General features: G+C 44.1%; 11 protein-coding genes. 9 read left to right on the plus strand and 2 right to left on the minus strand.

Features of this window, described 5'->3' with window-relative positions; all coding sequences use genetic code 11:
* Positions 1 to 4 precede the first annotated feature (4 nt).
* Positions 5 to 2,395 carry an ABC transporter permease gene (locus tag FLA_RS05650; protein WP_144264188.1) on the minus strand — a complete coding sequence of 797 codons (2,391 nt, stop codon included), beginning with the start codon at positions 2,393 to 2,395 and terminating at the stop codon, positions 5 to 7.
* A 252-nt stretch (positions 2,396 to 2,647) separates the two neighbouring features.
* On the opposite strand from FLA_RS05650, the gene FLA_RS05655 reads away from it, so the two are divergent.
* The 8 genes from FLA_RS05655 (at position 2,648) to FLA_RS05690 (ending at position 9,851) form a co-directional block, all read left to right on the plus strand.
* On the plus strand, positions 2,648 to 3,085 hold the full coding sequence (locus FLA_RS05655; protein WP_076382585.1) for a MaoC family dehydratase: 438 nt from the start codon (positions 2,648 to 2,650) through the stop codon (positions 3,083 to 3,085).
* Positions 3,086 to 3,099: 14 nt separating this feature from the next.
* Positions 3,100 to 4,272: an ABC transporter substrate-binding protein gene (locus FLA_RS05660; protein WP_076382584.1), complete on the plus strand. Its 1,173-nt coding sequence runs from the start codon at positions 3,100 to 3,102 to the stop codon at positions 4,270 to 4,272.
* The gene (locus FLA_RS05665) at positions 4,269 to 5,426 is read left to right on the plus strand and encodes a CaiB/BaiF CoA transferase family protein (RefSeq protein ID WP_076382583.1); all 1,158 of its coding nucleotides are present in this window, start codon (positions 4,269 to 4,271) and stop codon (positions 5,424 to 5,426) included. Before FLA_RS05660 ends, FLA_RS05665 begins: the two co-directional genes overlap by 4 nt.
* Positions 5,426 to 6,571: a CaiB/BaiF CoA transferase family protein gene (locus tag FLA_RS05670; protein WP_076382582.1), complete on the plus strand. Its 1,146-nt coding sequence runs from the start codon at positions 5,426 to 5,428 to the stop codon at positions 6,569 to 6,571. Before FLA_RS05665 ends, FLA_RS05670 begins: the two co-directional genes overlap by 1 nt.
* Positions 6,572 to 6,621: 50 nt before the next feature.
* A complete protein-coding gene (locus tag FLA_RS05675) occupies positions 6,622 to 7,467 on the plus strand; it encodes an amidohydrolase family protein (RefSeq protein WP_076382581.1) in 846 nt (281 codons plus the stop codon).
* Position 7,468: 1 nt separating this feature from the next.
* Complete coding sequence (locus FLA_RS05680; protein WP_076382580.1) at positions 7,469 to 8,497, plus strand: L-rhamnose/proton symporter RhaT; 1,029 nt, start codon at positions 7,469 to 7,471, stop codon at positions 8,495 to 8,497.
* A 36-nt stretch (positions 8,498 to 8,533) separates the two neighbouring features.
* The gene (locus FLA_RS05685; RefSeq protein WP_076382579.1) at positions 8,534 to 9,541 is read left to right on the plus strand and encodes a Gfo/Idh/MocA family protein; all 1,008 of its coding nucleotides are present in this window, start codon (positions 8,534 to 8,536) and stop codon (positions 9,539 to 9,541) included.
* Between the two features lie 73 nt (positions 9,542 to 9,614).
* Entirely contained in the window at positions 9,615 to 9,851 is a 237-nt protein-coding gene (locus tag FLA_RS05690) for a hypothetical protein (RefSeq protein WP_076382578.1), read from the plus strand.
* Positions 9,852 to 10,049: 198 nt separating this feature from the next.
* On the opposite strand, the gene FLA_RS05695 is transcribed toward FLA_RS05690, so the two are convergent.
* Positions 10,050 to 10,583: a hypothetical protein gene (locus tag FLA_RS05695; RefSeq protein WP_076382577.1), complete on the minus strand. Its 534-nt coding sequence runs from the start codon at positions 10,581 to 10,583 to the stop codon at positions 10,050 to 10,052.
* Between the two features lie 475 nt (positions 10,584 to 11,058).
* Here FLA_RS05695 and FLA_RS05700 point away from each other — a divergent pair, with 475 nt between their 5' ends.
* A complete protein-coding gene (locus FLA_RS05700; RefSeq protein ID WP_144264187.1) occupies positions 11,059 to 12,195 on the plus strand; it encodes a hypothetical protein in 1,137 nt (378 codons plus the stop codon).
* Positions 12,196 to 12,221: the final 26 nt, after the last annotated feature.

Here is a 12,221-nt window from a genome sequence, read left to right on the forward strand (position 1 = left end):
GCTGCTACTCCGTTTTTAAACTCTTAGCCGGGTTGGCCATAGCTGCTTTTATCGATTGCAGGCTGATGGTAAGCAGGGCTAATGCTATGGTAAGTATGCCTGTGAAAGCAAATACCCACCAGCTGATATGTATTTTATAAGTAAAGTTTTGCAGCCACTTGTTCATGGCCAGCCAGCTGGCCGGAATGGCTATAACAATGGCTATTAATATCAACTGCAGGAAGTCTTTCGACAACAGGGTAACAATGCTTTGTGCAGAGGCGCCCAATACTTTACGAACGCCTATTTCGCGGGTACGCCTGGCGGTGTTAAAGGTGGTAAGCCCTAGCAGGCCTAAGCAGGTAATGAGTAAAGTGAGTGCCGCAAAAAGGTTGATCATTTTGCCAAACTGCACATCTTCTTTGTATTGCTGGTTAAAAGTATCATCCAAAAAAGCATAATCAAACACATGATCGGCAAAGCTGCTGGCCCAGGCCTGTTGCACATGGGCCAGTATCTTAGGCATATCGGCACTCTGTAACTTCAAGGCAAAGAAGCCGGGATTGCCATTGGAAAACCAGTGTATCATAGGCAGGTGCGCTTCTTTCAACGATTGCTGGTGATAATCTTTTACCACCCCTGCTACCGTTTTTTCCTGGCCATTGGCCCTTATTTTTCTGCCAATAGCGCTTGCGGCAGAAGCAAAGCCCAGCCTGCTACAGGCCGTTTCATTAATAATGACTTTTCCTTTATTATCCAATCCTTTTACAAAGTTTTCGCCCGCGGCCATTTGCATATCCAGCAAGGGAATAAAATCTGCGTCAAATGAATACAGGTAATAGTTGTAGCCAGGCGATCTTGTTTCTTCCCAACGTCTTACCCCCGTTTGGGTGCTTAAAGAAGAAAGAGGAAGGCCAGGTAAAGAATTGGTCATCGATACCGCTGCAACCCCGGGAATTTTTGCCAGTTCATTTTTAAATACCTGTGTGCGTAAATCGTTTAACGAGTCGTTCCCTGTTAAGTCTGGCCCTTTTATGGTAAGCACCTGGTTTATATTCATACCTAGTTGCTGGTGCTTTACAAAATATAACTGCTGGTAAATAATAACAGATGAGGTAAATACAATAATGGCAATGGCAAACTGGGCAACTACCAGTGTCTTGCGAAGCAGGTTGCCTTGTAAGGCACTGGTAAAGCTGCGTTGTGTTACCACTACAGCTTTTACTTTAGATAAAACAAAGGCAGGGTACAAACCAGAAAGCACATTGTTTAATACAAACAATAAAATGAGTGCTATCCAAAAAGCATGAGAGCGGAATAACGTATGTGCTGTATCGTAACCGGCAATAGAAGCGTATAACGGAGTAGCCAGTTTTACCAGTATCAGCGCACCTGCTATGGCCAGCAGGTTAATAATAAAAGACTCGGTAAAAAACAAACCTGCCAGCCCAGTGCGGGTTGAACCAAGTATGCGCCTGATGCCTGATTCTTTTTGCTTTTCGCCGGAGCGGGCAGTGGTTAAATTGATATAGTTGGCCGAACCGATAACTAAAATAAGAATGGCGATGAGGAATAAATAATTGACAGTTTTAGCATTGCCATTTACATCCGGCTCAAAGGTTTTATGCGAATACAGGTGAATGTCGGTAATAGGTTCTGCCGTAAAAATTCTGTCGTGTATTTGTTTCTGGTTCAGTGAAAATGCTTTCAGCTTGCTGTTAAACTGCGCCAGGTTGGTATTAGGTTGCATTAACAGGTAGGTATAGTTATTATTGCCATCCCAGCTGTTCAGGTCAAATCCTTTTTCTACAAGTGTAGGAAACGATAACAGAAGGTCAAACCTGAGGTGGGTGTTGGCCGGAACGTTTTCCAACACGCCGGTAATGGCAGTGGGTGTGCCATTCAGCAACAATGACTTACCTATTACATTCGCATTGCCATACAGCTTTTTAGCCATGCTTTCTGTTATCACCACCTGGTTGGGGGCAGCAAGTGCAGTCAGGGGATTACCTTTTAACAGGTGATAACTGAAAATAGAAAATACCGATGGGTCTGCTGCAAAAGCTTTACTGCTTAACAAGGGTTTATCGGTGCCTTTTAATTCGCTGGTGCCCAGGTTTTGTATACGTACAACATCGCGCACTTCGGGCATCTGGTTTTTTAAAGCAGCAGCCAGGGGAGGGTGGGTTTCACAATCTGTAACCACAAATTCCGATCCCTTATATAAGTTAAGTGTTACCCTGTATATATTGTTAGCCTGCTGATGAAAGTTTTCATAGCTGCGTTCAAAGGTTACATAGCAGATCAACAACAAAAACGCGGCAGAAGCAATAGACAGGCCCAGCAGGTTAATACCGGTATAAAATTTCTTTTTCCAAAGGTTGCGCCAGGCGGTTTTAAAATAGATAGATTGCATAATGCCTTTTTTGGTGGATAACAGTCTGAAATACACCGCAAAACGTGCCAGATGTACAATTGTTTCACAATCAGGCTATTGCTGCTCTGTACCCACTGCCTGTTGTTCGCTTTTATTACACCCGTTGCACGGAATTAACCACTTGTTTAAGTGGTTTGATAAAATAATCCATTAAAATGAATGAATTGTGTATTGTACACGCCTGCATTCTGTAAGACATTAGTAGCAGGAAACTATACAATTGATTGCTGTATGATGGTAAGGAAATACTTCGACGATTTCGTGTTGGAAGAAACACGGGAAACCTATGGGCGCACTATAACCGAAACTGATATTGTGATTCATGCCGGACAAACCGGCGATTTTTTTCCGCACCATATGGATGCGGAATGGTGTAAAGCCCAACCCTTTGGACAGCGGATGGCGCATGGTACCCTTATATTCAGTGTGGCAGTAGGCTTAACGGCAGGTGCTATTAATGAAGTGGCTATGACCTATGGTTATGAGCGGCTGCGTTTTATAAAACCGGTGTTTATAGGGGATACGATTACGGTAAAAGTAACTATTAAAGACCTGAAGGATCATAAGAAGCCCGGGTTTGGACTGGTTACCGAACTGGTAGAAGCGTTTAATCAGCGAAAAGAAACAGTAATGGTTTGTGAACACATTTTACTGGCTCAAAAAAAATAACCAAAATAAGTGCAATGCCCAAAATAGTATTAAAAGGAATTACATGGGGGCATAGCAGGGGGATAACACCATTGCTAGCCGCCTCACAACGTTTTAATGAATTGCATCCCGATGTGGAAGTGATCTGGAAGAAAAGAACATTGCAGGAATTTGCCGATCAGCCTATTGAAAACCTGATCAGGCAATACGATCTGCTTATCATAGATCATCCCTGGGTGGGGTTTGCTGCCGATGCCAGGTGTGTGCTTCCTTTAGACAGGTACCTGAGCAAAGAATACCTGGCCAACCAGGCAGAGTATTCTGTAGGGCAATCGCATGAAAGCTATAACGTTAACGGGCATCAGTGGGCGTTGGCTATTGATGCCGCTACTCCGGCTGCCAGTTACCGGGCCGACCTGTTGCAAAAGAACGAAGTGCCTGTTCCCACTACCTGGGAAGAGGTGTTGCGTCTGGCACGCATGGGGCGTGTAGCCGCTCCGGCCATTCCTATTGATCTGTTGATGAATTTTTATATGTTTTGCCTGGCGCATGGCCGCGAACCGTTCCAGGATACGCAGGAAGTAATTGATACCCCTACCGGTGTAAGGGTGCTGGAAACCATGCGTGAGTTTTATTCACTGCTACCTAAGGAAATGTTCCGTTACAATCCTATTGCCGTAGCAGAAGCCATGAGCACCGGCGACAAATACTGGTACTGCCCGTTTGCATACGGTTACTCTAACTATGCGCGGGAAGGATATGCCAGTAAATTACTCACCTATACCGACCTGGTATCGTTTGGTAAAACGGGGCTGCTGCGTAGCACTATTGGTGGTACGGGTATCGCTGTTTCTGTGTATTCGCAGCACGCTAAACTGGCAGTACAATATGCCGAAAAAGTGGTGTCGCCTTCTTTTCAATCTACCTTCTATGTGCAGCATGGCGGACAGCCGGGGCATTTACAGGCATGGCAGAATGAAGCGGCTAACCAGTTAACAAATAATTTTTTTCATGCAGTATTGCCCACTATGCAAAGAGGGTATATGCGACCCCGCTATAATGGGTATCTTCATTTTCAGGATCATGCAGGCGATCCTTTACAGGCTTACCTGCAATATGGCGGAAACCCCGAAGTGGTGCTGGAGCAAATCAACGATATGTATGTAAATAGCTTCAGCCATAATAAATTATTTAAGTTGTCATTATGAGTGCATTGCCGCTGAAAGGATTAATTGTTTTAGAGTTCAGTCAGTACTTGTCCGGCCCTTCAGCCGGCTTGCGTCTGGCCGATCTGGGAGCAAGGGTAATTAAGATAGAGCGTCCGGGAACAGGAGAAGCGGGGCGTAAGTTGTCTATAAAAAACTTATGGGCTGCCGATGGCAGCAGCTTGTTGTTTCATACTATCAACCGCAATAAAGAAAGCTTTGCCGCCGATTTAAAAAATGCCGATGACCTGGAAAAGGTAAAGCAGCTGATAGCACAGGCAGATGTGATTACGCATAATTTCCGGCCGGGTGTAATGGAAAAAGCGGGTCTTAGCTTTGCCGAAGTACAGGCTATTAATCCACGTGTCATCTATGCCGAAATAAGCGGCTATGGCAAGCGTGGTCCCTGGAAAAACAGACCGGGGCAGGATTTGCTGCTGCAATCCATGAGCGGGCTTACTTATACCACCGGCGATGCGGTAAACGGCCCGGTGCCTTTTGGCTTATCTATTGGCGACACCCTATGCGGTGCGCAACTGGTACAGGGTATACTGGCAGCATTAATCCGCCGCAGCAAAACAGGGCAGGGAGCTTTTGTAGAGATCAGCTTGCTGGAATCGTTGCTCGATTTTCAATTTGAACTGTTAACAACCTACTATGCCAGTGGCAAACAGCCGCAGCGTAGCAACATCAATAACGGACATCCGCTGTTAAGCGCTCCTTATGGTATTTATGCTACAGATGCCGGTTATATAGCCATTGCTATGAACGATCTGCAACAAGTGGCGAAAGCAGTGCAGTGTAACGATCTGCTGCAATACGGTCCGCAGGATGCTTTTAGCAAAAGAGATGAAATAAAAGAATGTATAGCCAAACATTTGCTTACTAATACAGCTTCCTATTGGCAACAGCAGCTACATGCAGCAGGCCTGTGGGCTATGGAAGTATTGAACTGGCAACAACTGTCGCAGCAGGATGGCTATCGCCGCCTGCAGATGGAACAGGCATTGCGTATGAAAGATGGCACCCAGGTAATTACTACCCGTTGCCCTATTCGCATCAATGGCCAGAAGCTGTATTCCACTACACCGGGGCCGGTAGTAGGAGAGCATAACAAACAAATAACCCGGGAATTTTTAACCACAACCACCGCCTGATGAAACCATTGCAGGATATTGTTATTGTAGATTTCAGCCAGTTTTTATCAGGGCCTTCTGCCAGCTTACGCCTGGCCGATATGGGCGCACAGGTGATAAAGATAGAAAAGCCAGGAATGGGCGATATAGGGCGCTACCTGTATGTATCGGATGTGGTAATAGAAGGAGAATCAACTATATTTCATACCATTAACCGCAACAAGCAAAGCTATGCGGTGGACTTAAAAGAAGAAGCGGGCTTACAACGGATAAAGCAGCTGCTGGCAAAGGCTGATGTGATGCTGCATAATTTTCGCCCCGGTGTAATGAGTCGCCTGGGTTTAGATTATGAAACCGTAAAAGCCATTAACCCGCAGATTGTATATGCCGAAATAAGCGGTTATGGCGAAGAAGGGCCGTGGAAAGGATTGCCGGGACAGGATTTGCTGGTGCAATCACTGTCCGGTTTAGCCTGGTTAAGTAATAACAGCACCCAGGGGCCAACACCTATGGGCGTGTCGGTAGTAGATATTCTGGCCGGTACACAAATAGCGCAGGGTATACTGGCGGCATTATATCAACGCACGGTAACAGGCGAAGGTGCATTGGTGCAGGTAAGTATGATGGAAAGCGCACTGGACTACCAGTTTGAAGTGCTTACCTGTTATTATAACGATGGTGGGCAGTTGCCGGTACGCAGCGAGGTCAATGGCGGACATGCCTACCTGGGCGCGCCATATGGTATTTATCAAACAGGAGAGGGATTCCTGGCGTTGGCTATGGGTAATATCCTGCAACTGGGGCAGCTGCTGGAGTGCCAGCCGTTGGCTGATTTTGCGAATCCGGCAGAATGGTTCACCCGCCGCGATGAAATTAAAAAACTACTGGCCAGTCATCTGCTTACACAAACAGCTGATTACTGGATGAGTATATTGGAGCCTGCTGATATCTGGTGCGCCAGGGTAATGGATTACGATGCGTTATTGCAGCAGGAGGGCTATCAGACGCTGGACATGGAATTGCAGGTGAAAACCAGCAATGGGCTTACGGTAAAAACTACGCGTTGCCCTATACATATGGATGGCGGCTTGCTTACTTCCGATAAAGGAGCGCCTTTGCTGGGCGAACACAATCTCCAGATAGAAAAACAATTCGGGCTTGTATGATAAATTAAAATATTGGTATATATTAGCTTTTCATAACGATTGTCACGCCCTTGAAATGTATTGATACACATATCCATGTATGGAATTTGCAACAGGCTTCTTACGACTGGTTGAAAAATGATACTTCCCTACTTCATCGCAACTATAATATAGAAGAACTTACTCCACAGATACAGGAAGCAGGTGTTACAGAAGGCATATTGGTGCAGGCGGCCTGCGATATACGTGATACAGACTGGATGTTGCAGGTGGCGGCAGCTACACCCTGGATAACAGGTGTGGTAGGTTGGTTGCCCCTTACCAATACAGCACTTACCGAAAAGTTACTGGAAGCGTATTATAGCCATCAAACTTATTTCAAGGGTATACGTCATTTAATACATGACGAAGCAGATGCACAATGGTTGTTGCAAAGCAGTGTGATAAACAGCCTGAAAGTGCTGGTGAAATATGGCCTGCCTTATGATGTGGTGGGAGTATTGCCACAACATATAGAAACGGCACTGGAAGTAGCGGCACGGGTGCCGGGCCTGCGTATGGTGTTTGATCATATGAATCAGCCACCTGTAGCCAGCAAAGAAAAGTTTGGACGCTGGGGGCAACTGATGCAGCAGGCGGCAGCAAATGAACAGTTCTATATAAAAATATCAGGGCTGGGAACTACTGCTCAAAACCCGCACTGGCAGGCAGAAGATATTCAACCCTATATCGCTTTTGTACTGGAGCATTTTGGGGAAGACCGGTGTTTTTTAGGAGGAGATTGGCCGGTGTCGTTACTGGCGGGCAGCTATGCCGATACCTGGCATAAATACCGCAAAGCTTTACAACAAACTGCGGGAGAAGCAGCACAACAAAAACTGGCTTACACAAACGCACAACGATTTTATAACTTGTAATATGAGCGTAATAACAGGAGTGATTTTGCATGCTATAGGCGCGTCGTCGGCGGCCCTCTGTTATACGCCGCAAAAAAGAGCCACGCAATGGTCGTGGCAAACGTTCTGGCTGGCCCAGGCGTTTGTATGCTGGCTATTGTTGCCTATAGTGGGCGCATTGCTTACCATTCCTTCTTTAACAGAGGTACTGCGCGAAATACCCACGGAATTAATGCTGAAAACATTTGCCTTTGGTATGGCTTATGGCATTGGCGGAACCGCCTTTGGCATTGCTATACGTTATGTAGGCTTTTCACTCACATATGCTATTTCTGTAGGATTATCCTGTATCCTCGGTACCATCATACCTCCGCTGTTAACGGGGCAGCTGGCTGGTGTATGGAAACAACAGGGAGCTGCTTACATTATGCTGGGCATGGCTATTGGTGTAGCCGGTATTGCACTGTGCGGATTGGCTGGTCGCTATAAAGAAAAGTTTATAGCGGCCGGTGAGCAGCCTGCAAAAAGTACCTTTTCACTGTCAAAAGGATTGCCTATCTGTTTGCTGGCGGGCTTGCTATCAGCGGTGTACGGTTTTGCGCTGGCCAATGCGCAACCTATGGCAGATATTGCAGCGCGTTATGGAGCGGGTGATTTTCAGATAAACATTGTATACCTGTTTGCTAACTCCGGCGCTTTTGTTACCTCCGCTTTATATTGTTTGTTCTTACATAATAAACAACATACCTGGAAGCAGTACCGCGCTATACCCGACCGTTTGTGGGTGTATTATGCCATGGCCATGCTTACCGGGTTGTTATGGTACGGGCAGTTCTTTTTTTACGGCCTGGGACATGTGAACATGGGAGAATATAAATTCAGCAGCTGGGCTATACATATGATTATGCTGGTGCTGTTTAGCACAGTAGCCGGTTTACTATTAAAAGAATGGGCAGGCGCTAACAACCGCATGCGGCAGGTTTTGGCATTGGCTTTGGTTATATTGGTGGTTTCCGTGCTGGTTATCAGCTATGGAAACTCATTATCATAGTTTTTTAGAAGAAGATCAGAATAAACGATTAGCTGTATGGTTCCCATTTATGTGATAGGTGCAGGAGGTATTGTGAATGATGCGCATTTGCCGGCTTACCGGCTGGCAGGATATGAGGTGGCAGGCATCTATGACAAAGACTTATCCAAAGCTACAGCCACCGCTGCCCGCTTTGCTATTCCCCATGTATTTGATTCGCTGCAACAATTGATACAGCATGCCCCTGGTAATGCTATTTATGATGTGGCCCTTCCGGCCACAGCCATGCTGCAGGTGCTGCAACAGCTTCCGGAAAAAGCCAATGTACTGCTGCAAAAACCCATGGGCAATAACCTGGAAGAAGCACAGGAAATACTGACCATTACCCGGCAAAAGCAACAAAGGGCCGGGGTGAATTTTCAGCTGCGGTACGCTCCCTTTATCAAAGCTGCCCGCGAGTTAATTAACGCCGGCACTATAGGCGAACTGTGTGATATTGAAGTGAATGTAAACGTATACACGCCCTGGCATTTGTGGGATTTCCTGTATCAAAGCCCGCGCGTAGAAATATTATACCATAGCATTCATTATATCGACCTGGTGCGTTCTTTCTTTGGCAATCCCACCGGTATATTGGCCAAAACCACCAAACATCCTTCCATGCCACAGCTGGCATCGGTGCGTAGTAATATTATTATGGATTATGGCGATTGGTTGCGGGCCAACATCCTCACCAACCATGGCCATAATTTTGGCCTGCATAATCAACATGCTTACGTAAAATTCGAGGGCACAAAAGGGGCCATCAAAGCCACGCTAGGCTCATTGATCAATTATCCGCATGGTATACCTGACCGTTTTGAATACATTCAGTTAACCGAAGGGCAGCCTGCTGAATGGCAAACAGTAGCTATAGAGGGCAGCTGGTTTCCACATGCATTTGTTGGTTCCATGGAACAAATGATGCTTGCTGTGGAGGGCAAAATAGCAAAGCCGGATAATTCAGTGGAAGATGCTATTTATACGATGGAGTGCGTGGAGCAGGCGTATAAAAGTAATGTGTAGCTATGTATTGATTATCAGTTAATTGGATTCTTGCTGTTTATTTCGTAACTTAAATTTGAAAATATTGCGATTCATGGCTGTAGATCCACTTACATACAACATCTCAGATAAGGTAATTTCCATACAGGACGTTGCCTTATTGGAAAAGATCAATGATCTGATTGGTATGGTTGATCTGGAAAAAACTACTTTCAATATTAGTCCTCGCCAAAAGGAAATGCTGCATGGTAGCATGGAGGACATAAAGAATGGTAGGTTGATTTCTGATGAAGAGTTAAACCGGGAAGAGCAAGAATGGTTAAACGGATAGTTTGGACTGAAACTGCTAAGAAAGCAAGACGGGAAATACTCGAGTATTGGATCAAACATAACGGAAGTAAAACTTATTGGGATAACAGAAGAAATCCGGATGATTTGCATAAAAATATTGAAGCGTAGTTCGCACTTAATAACAAAAGAAAAGCCATCTCGCAGGAGATGGCTTTTCTTTAAATAATATCATTAGTGACTATCCTAAACGGTAGCCATTAGGAACGCCTTTGAAAGAGCCGGTGATTTTTTTACCATCATCCATTACGAGTTCATAAGTAATAGAATAAGTAGTGTCATCCGTTTTGGTAATGGTAACTGTACCGCTGGTAGCTTCTAAAGAAGTTCCAGTGTCTGTTTTAACATCATAGTCTAAATCAACGTAGGCTGCGAAAAAGTTTTTAGCCGCGTTAAATGTAGCACTGTCGTTATTGAAGGTAAAAGTACCTGCAACCAGGCCAGATGATGCAAAGTAAATGTTTACATCATGGTATTTTTGGCTTGGATCTTCATTATAAATCTTCAAAAATCCTACATTGGATAAAAAAAGCACTGTATAACCCTGACTTGGAAATAATACAGCAGAAGCTGAATCTAATTGATAAGTTTTGCTATTATAGGTCAGTGATCCAAGTACCGGAGCGGTTGGAGCCGGCGTTTCATCATTTTTCTTACAGGCTACAAAAGAAGTAGCCACTAAAGCCACAAAAGCTAAGGTCTTCACGAACTTCATAAGTATTAGTTATATGGTTTGGGTATGAAGATATATTTAATATGTGTGGTGTAGGAATAATAAGCAGTATTTTTTCAGTTAATCGGCAAAAATGAGTATTTCCAACGATAAAATATAGTGGTTTACCTCTAAAAAGGTGCTAGTGTGTGGTTGCGGTTATATGCAATGGAGTAAAGTGGAGTTGATTGGTTACAAGTGGTATATTGAAGAATGAGTAATATATCATGTTATCTATTATGTATCTGTAAGTAGTGGTTTTGCACTAGGAAACTAACGCTGAATTGAGTTCTGGTTGTTAAAATGGAGCAAAATGGGGTATTTCGGCTAAAAAAAACGTTGGGTACCGTGATTTTTCACGCCAATGCTATTCAGGGAAATTCCTTTCTTTGCTCTATCAACAACCCTGAACCTTTAAGGAACAATCCTGATAAAGCCTAGATGTTTTACATTTGGGCTTTATCGTTTACAGCTGTTTATGAAAAAGAGACTCTTAAAAAACACATTATTACATCTTCTATTATTGCTGGTTTGTACAGCAGCCTTGTCACAGGATTATAAAAAGTATAAAGACGATAGTCTTAAACTTTCCAGGATAAAAGTGATGGATGGTAAATTAAAAACCACCAGGCAGTCTGAATACTCGTCGTTATTGCCCATAAAGTCTATGCATGCTTATGATGTAAGGCTGGATACTTCCTATGTTTGTTTTGCTTTCAAAGCAAGGCCATTTCATTGGAATGGTGCTGATGTTAAATCAAATAAACTAAAGCCTGCTCACGGGCTTGCTATGGAATATACCACGTTTTTGTCGGAGTATTTTCATCCGCAGATCTCCGATAGTGCAGAAGGTAGTTTTCATTGTTTTATTAAGAAATGTATGATTTCCGAAATAGATACGCTTTGGGAAGGGAAAATGGGCAAGAAGCATGCTTTAATGCGTTTGAAAGTGGAGCTGGAGTGTTATTACAAGCAGGCAGAAGACTATTGTCCTGCTTTACGTATCGACTCTTCTTATTTAATAGAATTAGAAGAGATAGAGGTAGAAAAAGCAATGAGCTATGCGTTGGAAGAAATGACGGAACTTATATCCCTGAAACTAAACAGTGCTGATTTTAACCGGATTATACAAAGAAAGAAGTATACATTTTCCCAATTACAGGAGCGATATGCAAACCCTGCCAATGTACATAGGTTATTGTCATTTACCGGGTTTACAAAAGGAATTTATACTTCGTTTGAAGAGTGGAAAAACAATGCCCCTGCTTTACCCGGAAATTTTACTGTACGGGAAGAAAAGGACAATGTAAAAACGTTATGGGATTCTCATCAAAACCAGGTTTTTAGTAAAGATGTTTTTGGATTTTCTGATGGAAGTCGTTTCTGGATACAATCTGCCGGGTTTTATTTTCCACTTATACGTATTCAAAACGGGTTCGAGTTCTATGGGATCTCCAAATCGTTGTTGCGCTTTACCACAAAGCCTTATAATAGTGATGGAGCGCCCCTGGGTTTTCAGCCCATGCTGGTAGAGTTATTTGCCGGACACAAAAATCCCAAGTATACGCTGGATGCCTTACACCGGGTAGATATTGAAACGGGTGAAATTTACTGATGGCCGGCTTTGCGAGCTATCAAATT

Source organism: Filimonas lacunae (genome assembly GCF_002355595.1).
GTDB classification, from domain to species: Bacteria; Bacteroidota; Bacteroidia; order Chitinophagales; family Chitinophagaceae; genus Filimonas; species Filimonas lacunae.

Excerpts from the sequence above, each read along its gene's own strand:
- FLA_RS05650 (WP_144264188.1), bottom strand. The coding sequence starts at position 2,395 with ATGCAATCTATCTATTTTAAAACCGCCTGGCGCAACCTTTGGAAAAAG.
- FLA_RS05655 (WP_076382585.1), top strand. The coding sequence starts at position 2,648 with ATGATGGTAAGGAAATACTTCGACGATTTCGTGTTGGAAGAAACACGG.
- FLA_RS05660 (WP_076382584.1), top strand. The coding sequence starts at position 3,100 with ATGCCCAAAATAGTATTAAAAGGAATTACATGGGGGCATAGCAGGGGG.
- FLA_RS05665 (WP_076382583.1), top strand. The coding sequence starts at position 4,269 with ATGAGTGCATTGCCGCTGAAAGGATTAATTGTTTTAGAGTTCAGTCAG.
- FLA_RS05670 (WP_076382582.1), top strand. The coding sequence starts at position 5,426 with ATGAAACCATTGCAGGATATTGTTATTGTAGATTTCAGCCAGTTTTTA.
- FLA_RS05680 (WP_076382580.1), top strand. The coding sequence starts at position 7,469 with ATGAGCGTAATAACAGGAGTGATTTTGCATGCTATAGGCGCGTCGTCG.
- FLA_RS05685 (WP_076382579.1), top strand. The coding sequence starts at position 8,534 with ATGGTTCCCATTTATGTGATAGGTGCAGGAGGTATTGTGAATGATGCG.
- FLA_RS05690 (WP_076382578.1), top strand. The coding sequence starts at position 9,615 with ATGGCTGTAGATCCACTTACATACAACATCTCAGATAAGGTAATTTCC.
- FLA_RS05695 (WP_076382577.1), bottom strand. The coding sequence starts at position 10,583 with ATGAAGTTCGTGAAGACCTTAGCTTTTGTGGCTTTAGTGGCTACTTCT.
- FLA_RS05700 (WP_144264187.1), top strand. The coding sequence starts at position 11,059 with ATGAAAAAGAGACTCTTAAAAAACACATTATTACATCTTCTATTATTG.